Origin of the sequence: Cryobacterium sp. MLB-32, from assembly GCF_000738085.1 — a bacterium.
Classification (GTDB): domain Bacteria; phylum Actinomycetota; class Actinomycetes; order Actinomycetales; family Microbacteriaceae; genus Cryobacterium.
This window is the reverse complement of record NZ_JPRS01000044.1, coordinates 1-16558: the sequence shown is the minus strand read 5'-3', so window position 1 is coordinate 16558 and position 16558 is coordinate 1. Positions and strand designations below refer to the sequence as shown.

The window sequence follows — 16558 nt, the reverse complement described above, 5'->3', positions numbered from 1 at the left end:
GCCGTGCTTCCACAGCGTTCCCACGTCCTCCTCGTGCATGCAGATGCCGTTCTCGATCGTGAACGGGTTTCCCAGTTCGTCGGCGAGCACCGCGTCGAAGTATGTGATCTCTCCCACGCAATCGCAGCCGAGGGCCAGCGAGTTGGTGAAACGTCCGTACAGGTACTCTCCGGTGTCGAAGTAGTTCTGCCAGAAACGCACCGGCGACGGGTCGCCGTAGGGAACCAGCATCTCGTTGATGGAGGCGCGGTAGATGATCGGGCGTTCCTCGCCGGCATCGTTGAACGAGAGCTGGCGCAGCACGAGGCCCTCGCGAGTGTCGAAGCCCACCTGGAACTTCCAGTTCGCCCAGGTGACCCACTCGCCGTCCACCTCGAAGCTCGGCCCTTCGGGCTGGCTGATCACGATCGGCTTGAGCGTGGTGAGCGGGGTGCCCTGCACGGCCGGGTCGTCGAAGTTGCCGCTCTCCGCGGGGATGTCGAGCACGGCGGCGTCGATCAGCCGGGTGATGGTGCGCGCTGCCGTGTCGACGTAGGCGCTGAGCCCGTCGACCGGGTGTGCCCATGGGTGGTCTTCCGGGTAGTCCTGGCGGAAGGCGAGCACGCGCACGATGCGGCGTCCGATCTCCTCGGGGTAGTCGTAGAACCCGGCAGAGAGCGGCACGACGACGACCTCGTTAACGCTGGTGCCGCGTGCCTCGAGCGCGGCAACCCAGCGCGGATCTTCGGCCACGATCCCGGCAATGGCATCGAACTCGGCGATCAGGATGGGCAGCTGCCCCGTGCTGCCGTCGAGCACGGCGGTGCTCAGGATCTCGGCCGTGTCAAGAGACACAACGTTGTCGGTGGAGCGGCCGGTGGCCATATCGAGCAACATCACCCGGGCACGGCGGTCCGGCCGTGGGGCGTCGCCCGACTGCCACGCGAGCACGTCGCGTTTGTGCGGCTCCTGCAGGCCCACGTAGACGAAACGCGTGGTCGCGGTGAAATCATCTGCCGCGGTGACCACGTCACGGATAGCGGTGAATTCCGTGGCGTCGAGGCTGGAGAGGGGATGTGCGGGGCCGGCCGGAAGCGGCAGCAGCGTGGGGTCGTTGAGATCGGTCAGTGTCATGGTGTCTCCTGTCGAGGCGTGTGAGTGTGAGTGTGAGTGTGAGTGCGGGGGATGGATGTCAGCGCGGATGCGGTCAGCCGCCGATGGCTTCGGTGATGTTGTCGTAGGCGGCGCGGTCGGTGCGTTTGAGCGATCTGGCCCGCAGCACGCCGATGAGAGGAACGAGCACGATCAGGGCCAGAAGCGCGGCGCTGACCGGGCCGAACGACGGAGCGCCCGTGGCGTCGACGTCGCCCACGAGCATGGGGAAGTTCGCGGCGATCACGACGGCGGATCCGACGAGGCCCAGCAGGCCGAGGACCGGGGCGATCACCGTGTTCCAGAGGCGCGGGTCTGCCTTGGTGCGACGGAAGTAGACGATCACGGCGAGGCTTGTGATCGCCATCAGGATGGCGATGGCGAGCGTGGCGACGCCGGCGAACCACGTGAACACCTGCAGCACCGGGTCGAGTCCGAGCACCGCGAAGACCACGATCAGAACGGCGGCGGTCGCCGACTGCACGAGTGAGGAGATGTGCGGGGCCAGGTGCTTGTTGTGCACGATACCGAGGGCGTGGGGCAGCACCTTCGCGTTCGACATTGAGTGCTGGTAGCGAGTGATCACGTTGTGGAACGATAAGACGCAGGCGAACATGCTCGTGATGAGCAGGATGTTCATGATCAGTTCGCCGACCGGGCCGAGGTATGTGAGCGTGGTCACCAGGATCAAGGCTCCGGGATCTTCCGCCGCCTTGGCCAGAACGCCGCCGGGTCCCCATGCCATGACGAGTCCCCAGGAAGCGAGGGTGTAGAACACGCCGATTCCGATCACCGCGATGTAGGTGGCGCGCGGGATGGTCTTGGCGGGGTCCTTGGCCTCGTCGCGGAAGATGGCGGTGGCTTCGAAACCGATGAAGGCGGCGATCGCGAACATCAGGCCGATTCCGGGAGAACCGGAGAGCACGTTGTTGGGCGCGAAGGGAGCGAGGGAGAGTCCCTCTGGGCCGCCGGAGAAGATCACCGCGGCGACGAGGGCGAGCACGATCGCGACCTCGGCCACGAGAAGCACGCCGAGCACCTTCGAGCTCAGGTCGATGTGGCGGAAACCGAGCACGCCCACGAGCAGGATGGTCAGCAGCGAGTAGAGGTACCAGGGCAGGTCGGGGCCGCCGAAGCCGGTCACGGTCACGCTGAGGATGTATCCGACGTAGCCGTGTACCGACACCTGGATTGTTGTGTAGGTGAGCAGGGCGAGGAACGCGGTGGCCAGCCCGGCGGGCTTGCCGAGCCCGTACCCGACGAAGGTGAAGAAGGCACCGGGCTTGGGCACGTGCCGGGTCATGGCGGCGAGTCCCACCGCGAAGAGATAGAGCACGACGGCCGCCACGACGTACATGGCAGGGAAACCCACGCCGTCGCCCAGGAGGATGCCCAGTGGCGCTGCGCCGCCGATGACGGTGAGGGGGGCGGCTGCGGCGACGACCATCAGCACGATGGAGGTCACGCCGAGAGATCCGGTGAGGGACCTCTCGGGTGTCGAGGTGCCGGCGGGACGTTCTTTCGTATCGGTCATGAGGGCTCCAGTCGAGGCAAGGGGGAGGGGTTGCCTCATCGTGTCGGCCCCGTGTTGCGGGTCCGTCTCTCCCCGGTAAAGGCTCGACACCGCGAAATGAGAAGCGGCGGCGCGAGTGTCTCATTTGCCCAACACACACCCGAAACATGGCCGAATCCGTTCTGCAACGCGGGAGGGCTACGGTGATGCTCTTATCGTTTCGGGTGACCCGCACACCGACAGGGAGAACAGCATGACCGCACTGGCGCGCGCAATCCTTCATCCGCAGGCGGTCGAGGGGTTTTCCGCTCCCTCGCCGGTCGAAGGACTGGCTCGGCGGAGCGTGGGGTTCGCCGATGTTGTCGGGCAATCGGTCTCCGCGGTCGCCCCGGCAGCCGCCGCGACGACTATTCCGCTGCTGATCGCTGCCAGCGGCGGCTCGCCGGTGTGGGCCCTCGGCTTCGCACTCGTCCTTGCCCTGCTCGTCGCCACGACGATCAACCAATTCACCACAAGGCTCGCCGCGGCGGGGTCGCTTTATACGTTCGTGTCGCGCGGACTCGGACGAACGGCGTCGTTCATCACCGGGATCGCCCTGCTCGTGGGCTACGGGTTCATCTCGATGTTCGCACTCGGCGGAGCCGGCTATTACCTCTCAATCGTCATCGGCCGGTTCGTGCCGGGTTCGGCCGGTTCCCTGCTGCTCACCGGCTCGCTTGTCGTGGTGATGGCGGCGCTGTGCCTGCTCGTGCTGGCCCGCGGCATCCGCGTTTCTACTCGGGTGACGCTCGTGGTGGAGTGCATCTCCGTGGCGATCATCCTGCTGCTGGTGATCATCCTGCTGGCCCATCAGGACTTCACGGTGGAATGGTCGACGGTGAGCCTGCAGGGCATCTCCCCGGCCAACTTCGCGGTCGGTGCCGCGCTCGCGCTCACCGCTTTTGTGGGGTTTGAGAGCGCCTCCACCCTCGGGGTCGAGACGAGACGGCCGTACCGGGTCATTCCGCGGGCCATCGTGGGCACCGCCGTCGGCGCGGGTTTGCTCTACGTCGTCGCCTCGTTCAGCCAGCTCGTGGGCTTCGCGTCCCTCGGGGTTCCGCTCACCTCGAGCGCGTCGCCGGTCAACGACCTCGCCGCCGCCTACGGCCTGGACGGGGTCGGGCTGCTGCTCGACGTGAGCATCGCGGCATCCTTTCTGGCCTGCGCCATCGCCACTCTCACGGCCCTCGTGCGCGTGTTGTTCTCCATGGGACGGGAGGGACTGCTGCCGAGCGCCTTCGGGCGCACGCATTCCCGCCACCGAACCCCGTTCTTCGCTTCGGTCGTCGCGGTTCCTGTTCTCACGATCGTGCTTCTCCTGACGATGCTGGTCGCGGGCAGCGCCTGGCAGGCGATGGCGATCCTGATCGTGGGAGCCGCCGGCGGGTATCTCACCGCCTATGCCCTGGCGTGCATCGCGGCGCCGGTATTCCTCTGGCGCATCGGAGAACTCACGGTGTGGACGGCGGTGCGCGCGGCGCTCGCCGCCGTGATGCTGGTGCTGGTGCTGACCGTCTATCTGGTGGCAGAGGGCACGGGCGACCGATGTGCCGGCGTCTGGGTGTTCATCGGGGTGATGATGGCGGGAGCCGTTCTGTACCTGATTCGGCATGCGCGGCGTCCCTGGCGGCGCCATACCGTCGGGGCCTACGATGTGCCCATCGGGGAGGACCTCTTGGGTGGTCGGGACGGAGCCGCGGCGTGACGGCATCGCAGGCCCGCTCGGCGGCGGGCGCCACCCCCGCATCGGGTGGCCTGCATGCTCGTCAACCGAAGGCCATTCACAGTGCGTTGACCGTGCTCGAAGAGGTCGCCCGCTGCGGGGCGGGGGTGACCGCCCGGGAGATTTCCGACAACCTCGAGCTGCCCCGGGCCACCGCCTACCGGCTGCTGAACGTGCTCGTTCAGGACGAATACCTGGTACGCACACCCGACCTGAGCGGGTTCGCGCTCGGTCGCAAGGTGGTCGAGCTGGCCAACCTCGTGACCCCGCCACGGCCGCCGGAGGCCGTACGGCTGATCGTCGACGGGTTGCGGGACGGGATTCGCGGCGGCGTCCACCTCGTACGGTACGAGCACGGTGGCCTGCACGTCATCGACCCGGATCCCGATTTTCCACCGAGTGAACAGGCGCATGTCAACCGCCTCTTCGCCGGGTCGGCGATGGGGCGGCTTCTGCTCGCCGAACGTTCGCAGCCCGAATCAGCATCGGGCGCGCAGCTGTTCGCGGATATCCGGCGACAGGGATACGCGCAGCAGTTCGAGAACGTGCGGAGCGGCTACGGGTGCCTGGCCGTGCCGATCCGAGACCGTTCCGGGCTGCTCGTGGCCGGGCTCTGCCTCTCCGCGCCCCGCAGCCGCCTCGAAAACCCGACGGCCCTGATCGATCTGCTGCAGGTCGGGGCGCGCGAGTTGGCCCCGCTCCTCGCGTAATCTTCCGGACAGGTGCGAAGAGGAGCGCCGCTCCGGTGGCACATCACAATAAACTTGATCCATGCAAACGAGAACTTTAGGACGCACCGGCCGAGCAGTCTCCGTGATGGGGCTGGGCACCTGGCAGCTGGGCGGGGACTGGGGCGCCGTGTCCGATGCCGACGCCCTCGGCGTGCTGGCGGCATCCGTTGACGCGGGAGTCACCTTCTTCGACACGGCCGACGTCTACGGCGACGGGCGTAGCGAGCGTCTGATCGGGCATTTTTTGGAGCATGACGCACCGGGTGAAGAAATCACCGTGGCCACCAAGATGGGGCGCCGTCTGGATCAGGTGCCCGAGAACTACGTGCTCTCGAACTTTCGCGAGTGGACCGACCGATCACGCCGCAACCTGCGCACCGAGACCCTCGACCTCGTGCAGCTGCATTGCCCGCCGAGCGCGGTGCTGCGCTCCGACGAGGTGTACGACGCGCTTGACACCCTCGTGGCGGAGGGAGTGATCGCCAGCTACGGCGTCAGCGTGGAAACGTGCGAGCAGGCCCTCGCCGCGATCGCGCGCCCCGGCGTCGCGACGGTGCAAATCGTGTTCAACGCCTTCCGACTCAAGCCGCTTGACGCGGTCATACCGGCGGCCCGCGAGGCCGGGGTGGGCATCATCGCCCGCGTTCCCCTCGCGAGCGGTCTGCTCACCGGCAAGTACACGACCGCGACGGTGTTCGCGGAGTCGGACCACCGCAACTTCAACCGTGATGGCAGCCACTTCGATGTGGGAGAGACGTTCTCCGGGGTGGACTTCGAAGTGGGGCTGCAGGCGGCCACCGAGTTCGCGGAGCTCGCTCCCGTCGGTGTCACGGCCACGCAGGCGGCGTTGGCCTGGGTCGCTCAGATCGACGGCGTGAGCGCCGTCATTCCGGGTGCACGGTCCGTGGCGCAGGCGCAGGGCAACGCGACCGCCGGGGTGGCCGAGGAACTCAGCTTCGAGTTCAATGAGGGCGTGCAGGACATCTACGACCGCCTGCTTCGCGACGCGATCCACCCGCGCTGGTAGCAGGCACGCCGCGCGGCGCGGGGCTCAGCCGAGGTCGTCGGGGTCTTTCCCGGTGCGCTCGCCCGATTCGAGGGTGGCGATGGCGGCCAGGTCGGCGTCGTCGAGCTCGAAATCGAACACGTCGATGTTGTCGCGGATGCGCTGCGGCGTCACGGACTTCGGGATCACCACGTTGCCGAGTTGCACGTGCCAGCGGATGACGACCTGCGCCGCGGACTTGCCGTAGCGTGCGCCGATGGCTTCAAGGGTCTCGTTGCCGATGGCCCTGCCGCGGGCGAGCGGCGACCAGGCCTCCGTGAGGATACCGTGGGCCGCGTCGTACTCGCGCACGTCCGACTGCGGCAACCACGGGTGCAACTCCACCTGGTTGATCGCCGGCACGATGGAGGTCTCGGCGAGCAGTCGGTCGAGGTGGTGCGTGTGGAAGTTGGAGACCCCGATGGAGCGCGCGCGGCCGTCGGCGCGCAGCGTCTCGAGGGCTCGATAGGTGTCGATGTAGCGATCCTGGCGCGGTGCCGGCCAATGGATGAGGTACAGATCGACGTAGTCCAGGCCGAGCTTGTCCAGGCTCTCGTCGAACGCGCGCAGGGTCTCGTCATAGCCGTGCTGGTCGTTCCAGACCTTGGTGGTGACGAACACCTCGTCGCGGGGTACCGCGGCGCGGGCGAGGCCCTGGCCGACGCCCTTCTCGTTCTCGTAGAGGGTGGCGGTGTCCACATGGCGGTAGCCGGCCTCGAGTGCGGCCGCCACGGCATCCGCGGCGAGGTCGTCGGCGATCTTGTACACGCCGAGTCCGATTTGGGGGATCGAGTGTCCGTCGTTGAGCGTACGCAGCGGGGAAGAAGTCATGCGTTCCATTAAACCCTGCGAAGGTAAACCCGGCTCACGCCTAGGACATCACCTGAATGGGCTCGGTGTCGGGGATCGGGCTCGGGTCTTTTCCACGCAGGTCGGGGTGCCAGCGCCGACCGAGCGCCGGGATGATGCAGCCCAGCCCGGCAAATCCGGCAGCGAGAAAAATCGCGGACGCGGCGCCGGAGTGATCGATGGCGAAGCCGGCCAGGGCGGACCCCATCGCGGCCCCGATGAGCTGGCCGGTGCCGATCCAGCCGTAGGCCTCTGCGGTGTCGCTGAACTTCACGCTCGCCGAGACGATGCCGAACAGCACAGCAAACGCCGGAGCGATACCGATGCCGGCGAAGAACAGGGTAACGGCGAGCCAGGCGAAGTTCAGCCAGATACCGGCGAGTGCCATGCCCACGGCGACGATGAGCATGCGACTCGCGAGCGCCCAGGGGCCGATCGGCGCGTGACCGAGGGCGAGTCCACCCACGAGCGAGCCGAGGGCGAAGATACACAGGATCCACCCCGAGTTGGCGCTGCCGTGGCCGAACGCGGCCACGATCCCGGCCTCGAGGGCGGCACAGGCCGCCACGAGCATGAACCCGACGACCGTGCTGAGCAGAACGGCCGGGCGTTTGAGCACAACCCCGAGCTTGCGTCGGCTGCGGGGAATGCGTACGCGGCCCACCTCGGGCAGCACCAGAAACCAGATGCCGCCGCCAATGAGAAACACGGCCGCGAGCAGGATGCCGGCGACGGTGCTGACCTGGATGGCCACGAACGTGGCGATCACCGGTCCCAGTACCCAGATGATCTCCTGGGCGGAGGCGTCGAGGGAGAAGAGCGGCGTCAGCTGGCGGGAGTTCACGATCTTGGGGTAGATCGTGCGCACGGCCGGCTGGATGGGCGGGGTCGCGAGTCCGGCGATCAAGCCGATGATCATCAGAGCCGGGATCGAGAGCGGCAGGAGAGCCATGGAGATGATGGAGACGGCGCAAATCACAAGCGTGACGACGATGACCGGGCGGATGCCCCAACGGCCCATCAGACGGCTCGTGAGCGGGCCGGCGACGGCCTGGCCGATGCTCATGGCGCCGAGCACCAATCCGGCCGCGGCGTAGGAATCGAAGATCTGCTCGATGTGGATCAGGAAGGCGAGTGAGAGCATCCCGAAGGGGAATCGAGCCGTCAACTGGGCGCCGATCAAACGTGCCACGCCCGGCGTTTTCAGAAGACTCACGTAACTGCTCACCGTGTAAGTCTAAGTGTCGGCCCCCGCCGGCGGGGGCGGAGTGCCCCTCCGGCTCGCTCGTGCCCCTTCGGGGTACGGTGTGAACGTGACGACACTCATCTCGCCCCTCGAGCTGGCCCACGAACTCGACGCTGGCCGTGACCTTCGCGTGCTTGATGTGCGCTGGAAGCTGGGCGCCCCTTCCGGGCTTGTCGACTACCGCTCCGGCCATATTCCCGGAGCCGTATACGTCGATCTCGAGCGGCAGCTGGCCGGGCATGGTCTGCCGACAGACGGACGACATCCGTTGCCGTCTCGCGATGCCCTGCAGGCTGCGGCCCGCTCGTGGGGCATCAATCCCGGCGACACGGTCGTGGTCTACGACGATCTCGGAAACCAGTCGGCGGCTCGGGCCTGGTGGCTTCTGTCACACGCGGGTATCGAGAACGTTTTACTCCTCGACGGTGCCCTGGCTGCCTGGCGCGCGGCCGGACTGCCGCTCGAAACGGGCGACGCGCAACCCGAACCGGGAACCGTGCTGCTCAGTTACGGAAGCCTGCCCACGCTGGACGCGGATTCGGCCGCGGAACTCGCCCGTCACGGGGTGCTGCTCGACGCCCGTGCCGCCCCACGCTTTCGAGGCGAGGTCGAGCCGATAGACCCGCGTGCCGGTCACATTCCGGGGGCGATCAGCGCCCCCGGCAGCGACCTGCTCGATGCCGAGGGCTGTTTTCTGCCGGTGGAGCGCCTGCGCGCTCATTTTCTCGCGCTCGGCGCGCGGGATGCCGTGGGTGTCTACTGCGGCTCGGGCGTCACGGCCGCGCACACCGCGGCGGCTCTCACCATTGCGGGATTCCGGCCGGCGCTGTACCCGGGCTCGTGGTCGCAGTGGTCGAACCTGCCCGGTCGCCCGGTCGCCACCGGAGACTGAAGCGCCTCCGGAGACTGATGCGCCTCCGGAGACTGATGCGCCTCTGGAAACTACAGGTCGTAGCGGTGCCGCACGTGGTGCCGGTCGGCGCTGGCCTGCCAGAACTCCACCTCGGTGGGGCGGAGGGCGTAGAGCTGCCAGGCCGGATTTGCCGAGCCATCGGTGGCCGGGCGGGCGTCCCAGTCCGCGGCCGAAGCCTCGGCCGACAGCTCGCGAACGACGCCGCATACCCGTACCTGCCGACCCAGGGCCGACCAGTAGAAGTTCATCGCGGCGTGCGGGTTGGCGCTGAGCTCCCGGCCTTTGCGGGAGAGCCGTGAGGAGGCGAAGTGCCAGTCGGCGCCGTCGATGTCCTTCAGGATCAACATTCGGGATGACACCTCCCCGGTGGCCGTGCCGGTGGCCAGGCTGAACGCGTGCGGCTGCGGCACGCCGGCGGCCAGCGCACCGTCTAGCCATTCGCGAAACAGCACGGTGGGGTCGGCGTCGGCGGTGGCCGGATCGAACCGGGGGAGCCCGTCGCCGAAGTCGGGAAGCGCACGCAACATCTGACGGAAGGATTCGCTCATCACCACACCCTAGGGCAGCCGGCTGCGAGAGGAGCTCGTGGTGGCCAGCCCCAGAGTCGAAGTAAGGCATGCCATACTTAGGTAATGCTTACCTTACTTGAGGGCGCGACAGCGACAGTGACAGCGACAGTGACAGCGGACGAAAAGATGCCGACCGATCGGCCTGCGTATCGCCCCTACGTCGCGCAGGTCGCGAGCGTTCGCATCCTCACGGAGCACTCCACCCGGGTGACGTTCACGGGGGCGGATTTCACAACCTTCGGGACTTCGGGCCTGGACCAACGGATCAAGATCGTCTTCCCGCTGCCCGGGATCGGCGTGAGCGATTTCGGCGCGAACGACAGAGCCACCATCGACGAGGGCACCTGGTACGCGCGCTGGCGCGCCCTGCCCGATGACGTTCGCAACCCCTTCCGCACGTACACGATTCGCGCCGTTCGACCCGGCGACCGCGAGGTTGATGTGGACTTCGTGAGGCACGTCTCCGCCCCTCAGCATGGCCCGACAGGCCAGGGCGGACCAGCGGGCCCCGCCGCGCGCTGGCTGGGCAACGCCACGCCCGGCGACGAACTGGTGATCATCGGCCCCGATGCGCGCAGTATCCACGCCGCCACCGGACTCGACTGGCACCCCGGCTGCGCCACCGTGCTGCTCCTGGCCGGTGACGAAACGGCGGCCCCAGCCATCTGCAGCATCCTTGAAAGCCTGCCCGCGCACAGCCGTGCCCGCGCCTTCATCGAGGTGGCGGCGCTCTCGGACACCGCCCGCCCGGTCATTCCGGCGGGGTGTGAGGTCACGTGGCTCGCCCGCGGCTCCGCGCCGCACGGCACCCTTCTTGACACGGCCGTGCGCGGGTGGGTCGCCGACAATCGGCAGGCGCTCACGGCGTCGCCGAGCGCGCAACCGCTGCACGACATCGACGTGGATCACGACCTGCTGTGGGATTCGCCCGCGCCCGTCACGGACGGAAACTTCTACGCCTGGCTCGCCGGCGAATCCGCTGCCATCACGCGGCTCCGCCGCTTCCTCGTGACGGAGACCTGGATCGACCGCCGCTGCGTCGCCTTCATGGGCTACTGGCGCCGCGGGCGGGCCGAAGCCCCGTGACGACCGCCGCGACCATTCCCCGGCGAATCACCCGGGTGCCGGGCGGGTCGCCCGCAATCGCCCGACGCCGCACACTGCTGCTCGGATTTCTCGCCACCGTGCTCCTGCTGGCCGTCGCCATGGCGGCCTCGCTCGCCATCGGCTCCCGCGACATCGCCCTGGCAACCGTGATCGACGCCGTGTTGCGCCCCGACGGAAACCTCGCGGACCACGTTGTGGTGCGTGACCTGCGCATTCCGCGCACAGTCGTGGGCCTCCTCGCCGGCCTCGCCCTGGGCCTCGCCGGCGCCCTGATGCAGGGTGTCACCCGCAACCCGCTCGCCGATCCCGGTCTGCTCGGCGTCAATGCCGGTGCCTCCCTGTTCGTGGTGGCCGGTATCGCCTGGTTCGGTGTGACGTCCGCCCTCGGCTACGTCTGGTTCGCTTTCGCGGGGGCTGCCGTCGCCGCTGCCGCGGTGTACCTCATCGGTTCCCTCGGCCGTGATGGCGCCACCCCGGTGAAACTCGCTCTCGCAGGCACGGCCCTCACCGCCGCACTGACCTCACTCATCACCATTGTGCTGCTGAGCGACGGCGATGCCTTCGATCGGTACCGCTTCTGGGCGGCCGGATCCCTCGCGGCCCGCGGCCTCGACGCGAGCCTCCCGTTGATTCCGTTCATCGCGGTGGGCGTGGCTCTCGCCGTTACCGCGGCCCGCATGCTCAATGCCCTCGCGCTCGGTGACGACCTCGCCCGCGGTCTCGGCCAGAATCTCGTGACCGCCCGCATCGTGTGCGCCGTCGCCATCGTGCTGCTCTGCGGGTCGGCCACCGCGATGGCCGGCCCCATCGTGTTCGTCGGCCTCGCGGTGCCGCACCTCGCGCGCTGGTTCACCGGCCCGGACTATCGCCTCATCCTGCTGTTCTCGGCCCTGCTCGGACCTGCCCTTCTGCTGGCAGCGGATGTGCTGGGCCGCGTGATCGCCCGCCCCGGCGAGATCGAGGCGGGACTCGTGGTCGCGTTCCTCGGTGCCCCCGTGCTGATCGCGCTTGTGCGTCGCGCGAAGCCGGTCGCACTGTGAGCCGCCTCGTCGCCGGGCCACGGGCATCGGCTCTCGTGGGCACGCCGCACGGAACCACCGTGTCGGCCGGGCACGCTCTCGCCGCGGGGCGCACGGGGCGTCGCCGGCGCGAGCGTCGCGTCGCGGCTGTTCTCCTGCTCGCCCTCCTCGTGGTGGCGGCGTTGAGCCTCGCAGTCGGCGCCTATTCGCTGAGTGTTCCCGACCTGCTGCGCACGCTCGCCGGGCAGGGCTCGCGCAGCGAGAACTTCATCGTCTTCACCCTGCGCCTGCCGCGCTTCGTGCTGGCCGTGCTCGTGGGAATCGCCTTCGCCCTGGCCGGCGCGGTGTTCCAGGGCGTGCTCCGCAACCCGCTGGCCAGCCCGGACATCATCGGGGTCACCGGCGGCGCCAGCGCGGCGGCCGTGTTCGGCATGCTCATTCTCGGTTTCGGCAGCCTGGCCACGTCGCTCGCGGCTTTCGGCGGTGCGGTCGTGGTGGCCGCGGCCATCTACCTGCTCGCCTGGCGAGGCGGGGTGGTGGGCCATCGCTTCGTGCTGATCGGGGTGGGCGTGGCGTTCATGGTGCAGGGGCTGTTGGCCTACCTGCTCTCCCGGGCGGAGCTGCGCGTGGCGCAGGACGCCCTCGTGTGGCTCGTCGGAAGTGTGAGCGGTGCGCGCTGGGTCGACATTCTGGTGGTGGCCGCCCTCCTGACCACGCTGGTGTCGGCGCTGTGGGCGATGTCCGGTCGGTTGCGTGCTCTGCAACTCGGCGACGACACGGCCAGAAGCCTCGGCCTCAGTGTCGAACGGTCCCGCCTTGCGCTGCTCACGGTGGCCGTCGCCCTCGCCGCCGTCGCCACGGCAGCGGTCGGGCCGCTGGCGTTCGTGGCGTTCGTGGCGTCGCCGATCGCCCGTCGCGTGGTGGCAACCGGGGGGCTCGCGCTCCTTCCGACCGCGCTCGTGGGCGCGCTCATCACCACGGCCGCAGACTGTGCCGCGCAGCATCTTCTTCCCGGCGGGCTGCAACTGCCCGCCGGAATCATCACCGGCGCCATCGGTGCCCCGTACCTGCTCTGGCTGCTCGCCACCGCCAACACCTCCGGAAAGACCTCCTGATGACACGCCCCACCTCGTCTGCGCCCCGCCAGCCCGTCCCGTCAGGCACGCCCGCCCGTGCCGGCTCCACTGGCCATTCCGGCCGTGTGGCCACCCACGAGTTTCGGGCCGAGTCCCTGACCCTGGGCTACGACGGCACCACCATCGTCGACCGACTCTCCCTCGATGTGGTCGCCGGTGCGATCACGGTGATCGTGGGGGCGAACGCCTCGGGAAAATCCACCCTGCTGCGCGGAATGGCCCGGCTGCTCAAACCGCAGTCCGGCCTCGTGATTCTCGACGGACGCGACATCGCGACTCGGCCGAGCAAGGCGGTGGCCACCGTGGTGGGCTTGCTGCCGCAGCATCCGGTTGCCCCCGACGGCATCACGGTGGCCGATCTCGTCGGCCGCGGCCGGTATCCGCACCACGGCTGGTTGCGCACCTGGACCAGCTCCGACGACGAGGTCGTCGCCGGAGCGCTGGCCGCCACCGACACTCTCGAGCTCGCTGTCCGCACGCTTGACGACCTCTCCGGCGGCCAGCGCCAGCGGGTGTGGATCGCGATGGCTCTGGCCCAGAACGCCGACATCCTGCTGCTCGACGAACCCACGACCTTTCTGGACGTGGCGCACCAGATCGACGTGCTCGACCTGCTCTTCGAGCTCAACCGCACCCGCGGCACCACCATCGTGATCGTGCTGCACGACCTCAATCTGGCCGCCCGCTACGCCGACCACCTCGTGGTCATGAAGGGCGGCAGCATCCGCGCCAACGGCACGCCGGGCGACACCCTCACGAGCGACCTCGTGCAGGATGCCTTCGGCCTCGCGGCCACAATCATGCCCGATCCGCTCTGCGGCTCACCCATGGTCGTGCCGCGGGGACGCTTTCACGGCACCGCCGCATCCGTTCTCTAAACCCCACCCCGTCATCAATCCCGACCGGAGACCTCATGTCACGCCGAACCACGCTCACCCTCTCAGCCGCTGCCACCGTGCTGGCGCTCGCGCTCAGCGGCTGCGCGGCCTCCGCACCCGACGAGGCAGCGGATATCGCCGCCTCCGGCAGCTTCCCCGTCACCATGGGGCACGCCTTCGGTGAAACCACGATCGAGGCGGAGCCCGAGCGCGTGGTCACCTGGGGCTGGGGAAGCGCCGACGACGCGATCGCCCTCGGCGTCGTACCGGTGGCCATGCCGTTCCAGGCCTATGCCGGAGACGAGGACGGCGTGCTGCCGTGGATCTCGGAGGCACTCGACACGATGGGCGCAGACATGCCCACGATTTTGCCCGACTCGGAGGAACCACCGTATGAAGACATTGCGGCGGCGGCTCCCGATGTGATTCTCGCCGGCTACTCCGGCATCACGGAGCAACAGTACGACCTGCTCAGCGAGATCGCCCCCGTCGTGGCGTACCCCGGCGAGGCGTGGGCCACCGACTGGCGCGAGCTGATCGAGATCACCGGCACCGCCCTGGGCAGGTCGGTGGCGGCCGCGACGCTGCTCGGCGACATCGACGGTGAACTTGCCGCGCAGGCCGCCGCGCACCCGGAATTCGCCGGGACGAGCATCGCTCTCTCGAGTGACAGCAGCGGAACGTTCTACGTGTATAAGAAGGAAGACCCGCGGGTCGCGTTCACCCTCGACCTCGGGTTCGTGAGTGCCCCGAGCGTCGACGCCCTCGCCACCGAGGAATCCAGCTTCTACTTCACGTTGAGTCACGAAGAACTCGACAAGCTCACCAGCGACCTGCTGGTGAATTTCGGCACCACCCAACAGGAATCGGACGCGTTCCTGGCCGCCGGGTATGCGCAGGCCATGCCGCAGGTGCAGTCCGGCCGGGTGGCTTCCCCGGTGGGCGCCGCGTTCATCTCGTCGGTGTCACCGCCCACGGGGCTCTCTCTCACCTGGGGGATCGACGACTACGTGGCCCTGCTTTCAGCGGCGCTGACGACCTGATCGCTACGGTTCGATCCGGCGCACCGTGCGCGCCCGTCGGTGGGGAATGACAAAGAGTGGCAAAATAAAGTGGCACCGTCGCCGGGGTGAATACCTGCAGATCGTTGCTTCTGTTCGCGGATCAGATTCGTTTCTTCGGTGCTAAACGCTCGAAGTTGCGCAATAATCCGATCATGACGCTCGTATTGTGAGTTCAAACCTGCTTCCCACGCAACAAATCGTCGTATGAGGGTGTTATAGGCTCAATGCTGTCGCATTTCGTAAACGGCTTCAATGACGAACCCATCTCCAGATCACAACGAAGGAATCTTTATGCGCGCCAGATACCTCATCCCGGCCTTTGCGGCCGTGGCCGCCCTCATGCTCACCGGATGCGTGGACAACTCGACGACAACGCCGGGTTCCACCGAATCCGCTGCCCCCATCGCCGCTGATCCCGCCGCCATTGCGCTGCTGCCCGCCACCATCAAGGACTCCGGCACGCTCGTGATCGGTACCGACGCGGCATACCCGCCCAACGAGTTCAAGGACAACGCGGGAGCGCCCATCGGTTGGGGAATCGAGCTGGCCAACGGCATCGCCGCGAAGCTCGGCCTCACGCCCAAGTACCAGATCGCCTCGTTCGACAACATCATTCCGAGCATCACCGGCGGCACCGTCGACATCGGCGAATCATCGTTCACCGACAACCTCGAGCGCGAGAAGCAGGTTGACTTCGTCAACTACTTCAACGCCGGAATCCTCTGGGCAGCGCCGGCGGGCAGCACCATCGACCCGAACGACGCGTGTGGTCTCACGGTCGCCGTGCAGTCGAACACGGTTGAAGACACGGACGAACTCCCCGCCAAGAACGCGGCCTGCCTGGCCGCGGGCAAGCCTGCGATCGACGTACTGCCCTACGGGTCCCAGGACGAAGCAACCAACGCCGTCGTGCTGGGCAAGGCCGACGCTCTGAGCGCCGACTCGCCCGTGACCCTGTACGCGATCTCCAAGACCGAGGGCAAGCTTGAGGCCGCCGGCGAGAGCTTTGACGTGGCGCCGTACGGTATCACCGTCAACAAGGGTTCTGAACTGACCAAGGCCGTGCAGGCTGCTCTGCAGTCGATGGTCGACGACGGGTCCTACGGCAAGATCCTCGACACGTGGGGCGTCACCGATGGTGGCATCGCCACGATCACCATCAACGCCGCCGCAAACGGTTAACGCATGTCGGACACAGTCGTGAACCGTTCGGCGGGGTCGGCCCCGCCGAACGGCGGCGGAGACGTTGCCGGCATCAAGGCGATTCGCCTGCGCCACCCGTGGCGCAACGTCTTCGCCACCGTGTTGCTGCTGATCATCGCCCTGTTCGTGCTCGACGCCGCTCAGCGCCCGGCCTACGACTGGCCCTCGGTGGCCAAATACCTCTTCGACCAGAGAATCTCCCAGGCCGCCTTCGTCACCCTGCAACTGACGGTGTACTCGATGGTCATCGCCATCATCCTGGGCGTCGTGCTCGCCGTCATGCGTCTGTCACCGAATCCGGTGGTCAACAGCATCGCCTGGGTGTATCTCTGGATCTTCCGTGGCACCCCGATCTACGTGCAGCTCGTGTTCTGGGGCCTGATCGGCACCAT

General features: G+C 67.8%; 15 protein-coding genes and 1 pseudogene. 11 read left to right on the top strand and 5 right to left on the bottom strand.

The genetic code is table 11. The features are described 5' to 3' along the window. Both JF66_RS06740 and JF66_RS06735 read right to left on the bottom strand, forming a co-directional pair. Positions 1-1113: pseudogene (locus JF66_RS06740) on the bottom strand (tyramine oxidase); the annotation flags it as partial. Positions 1114-1186: 73 nt separating this feature from the next. Next, on the bottom strand, positions 1187-2665 hold the full coding sequence (locus JF66_RS06735) for an APC family permease (protein ID WP_035876406.1): 1479 nt from the start codon (positions 2663-2665) through the stop codon (positions 1187-1189). A gap of 232 nt (positions 2666-2897) precedes the next feature. Here JF66_RS06735 and JF66_RS06730 point away from each other — a divergent pair, with 232 nt between their 5' ends. The 3 genes from JF66_RS06730 (at position 2898) to JF66_RS06720 (ending at position 6164) form a co-directional block, all read left to right on the top strand. Beyond that, entirely contained in the window at positions 2898-4388 is a 1491-nt protein-coding gene (locus JF66_RS06730; RefSeq protein ID WP_035876404.1) for an APC family permease, read from the top strand. Continuing rightward, positions 4385-5116, top strand: a complete 732-nt coding sequence (locus tag JF66_RS06725) for an IclR family transcriptional regulator (RefSeq protein ID WP_051973224.1) — start codon at positions 4385-4387, stop codon at positions 5114-5116. The genes JF66_RS06730 and JF66_RS06725 overlap by 4 nt, the downstream gene beginning before the upstream one ends. 61 nt (positions 5117-5177) lie before the next feature. After that, entirely contained in the window at positions 5178-6164 is a 987-nt protein-coding gene (locus JF66_RS06720; protein ID WP_035876403.1) for an aldo/keto reductase, read from the top strand. A 24-nt stretch (positions 6165-6188) separates the two neighbouring features. On the opposite strand, the gene JF66_RS06715 is transcribed toward JF66_RS06720, so the two are convergent. Together JF66_RS06715 and JF66_RS06710 are read right to left on the bottom strand one after the other, a co-directional pair. Continuing rightward, the gene (locus JF66_RS06715; protein ID WP_035876402.1) at positions 6189-7013 is read right to left on the bottom strand and encodes an aldo/keto reductase; all 825 of its coding nucleotides are present in this window, start codon (positions 7011-7013) and stop codon (positions 6189-6191) included. 40 nt (positions 7014-7053) lie between these two features. Then, positions 7054-8259, bottom strand: coding sequence for an MFS transporter (locus tag JF66_RS06710; protein ID WP_035876401.1), 1206 nt, complete (start codon positions 8257-8259; stop codon positions 7054-7056). Positions 8260-8344: 85 nt separating this feature from the next. Here JF66_RS06710 and JF66_RS06705 point away from each other — a divergent pair, with 85 nt between their 5' ends. After that, the gene (locus JF66_RS06705; RefSeq protein WP_035876413.1) at positions 8345-9169 is read left to right on the top strand and encodes a sulfurtransferase; all 825 of its coding nucleotides are present in this window, start codon (positions 8345-8347) and stop codon (positions 9167-9169) included. 50 nt (positions 9170-9219) lie between these two features. Here the strand turns inward: JF66_RS06705 and JF66_RS06700 are convergent, their stop codons facing one another. Beyond that, positions 9220-9738, bottom strand: a complete 519-nt coding sequence (locus JF66_RS06700) for a pyridoxal 5'-phosphate synthase (protein WP_035876412.1) — start codon at positions 9736-9738, stop codon at positions 9220-9222. Positions 9739-9822: 84 nt separating this feature from the next. Between JF66_RS06700 and JF66_RS06695 the strand changes: the two genes are divergently transcribed. The 7 genes from JF66_RS06695 to JF66_RS06665 form a co-directional block, all read left to right on the top strand. Then, the gene (locus tag JF66_RS06695) at positions 9823-10845 is read left to right on the top strand and encodes a siderophore-interacting protein (RefSeq protein WP_231556326.1); all 1023 of its coding nucleotides are present in this window, start codon (positions 9823-9825) and stop codon (positions 10843-10845) included. Beyond that, positions 10842-11906: an iron ABC transporter permease gene (locus JF66_RS06690; protein WP_231556325.1), complete on the top strand. Its 1065-nt coding sequence runs from the start codon at positions 10842-10844 to the stop codon at positions 11904-11906. Before JF66_RS06695 ends, JF66_RS06690 begins: the two co-directional genes overlap by 4 nt. Then, the gene (locus tag JF66_RS06685) at positions 11903-13000 is read left to right on the top strand and encodes an iron chelate uptake ABC transporter family permease subunit (RefSeq protein ID WP_231556324.1); all 1098 of its coding nucleotides are present in this window, start codon (positions 11903-11905) and stop codon (positions 12998-13000) included. The genes JF66_RS06690 and JF66_RS06685 overlap by 4 nt, the downstream gene beginning before the upstream one ends. Continuing rightward, positions 13000-13899 (top strand): ABC transporter ATP-binding protein, encoded by a 900-nt coding sequence (locus tag JF66_RS06680; protein ID WP_081882197.1) that lies wholly within the window; start codon positions 13000-13002, stop codon positions 13897-13899. The genes JF66_RS06685 and JF66_RS06680 overlap by 1 nt, the downstream gene beginning before the upstream one ends. A 35-nt stretch (positions 13900-13934) precedes the next feature. Next, entirely contained in the window at positions 13935-14942 is a 1008-nt protein-coding gene (locus JF66_RS06675; protein WP_035876399.1) for an ABC transporter substrate-binding protein, read from the top strand. Positions 14943-15254: 312 nt separating this feature from the next. Beyond that, positions 15255-16145 (top strand): ABC transporter substrate-binding protein, encoded by an 891-nt coding sequence (locus JF66_RS06670; protein ID WP_035876398.1) that lies wholly within the window; start codon positions 15255-15257, stop codon positions 16143-16145. A gap of 3 nt (positions 16146-16148) precedes the next feature. Continuing rightward, positions 16149-16558: ABC transporter permease subunit (locus tag JF66_RS06665; protein WP_035876397.1), on the top strand; the 410-nt coding region annotated here is incomplete at its 3' end.

Excerpts from the sequence above, each read along its gene's own strand:
- JF66_RS06735 (WP_035876406.1), bottom strand. The coding sequence starts at position 2,665 with ATGACCGATACGAAAGAACGTCCCGCCGGCACCTCGACACCCGAGAGG.
- JF66_RS06730 (WP_035876404.1), top strand. The coding sequence starts at position 2,898 with ATGACCGCACTGGCGCGCGCAATCCTTCATCCGCAGGCGGTCGAGGGG.
- JF66_RS06720 (WP_035876403.1), top strand. The coding sequence starts at position 5,178 with ATGCAAACGAGAACTTTAGGACGCACCGGCCGAGCAGTCTCCGTGATG.
- JF66_RS06715 (WP_035876402.1), bottom strand. The coding sequence starts at position 7,013 with ATGACTTCTTCCCCGCTGCGTACGCTCAACGACGGACACTCGATCCCC.
- JF66_RS06700 (WP_035876412.1), bottom strand. The coding sequence starts at position 9,738 with ATGAGCGAATCCTTCCGTCAGATGTTGCGTGCGCTTCCCGACTTCGGC.
- JF66_RS06695 (WP_231556326.1), top strand. The coding sequence starts at position 9,823 with ATGCTTACCTTACTTGAGGGCGCGACAGCGACAGTGACAGCGACAGTG.
- JF66_RS06680 (WP_081882197.1), top strand. The coding sequence starts at position 13,000 with ATGACACGCCCCACCTCGTCTGCGCCCCGCCAGCCCGTCCCGTCAGGC.
- JF66_RS06675 (WP_035876399.1), top strand. The coding sequence starts at position 13,935 with ATGTCACGCCGAACCACGCTCACCCTCTCAGCCGCTGCCACCGTGCTG.
- JF66_RS06670 (WP_035876398.1), top strand. The coding sequence starts at position 15,255 with ATGCGCGCCAGATACCTCATCCCGGCCTTTGCGGCCGTGGCCGCCCTC.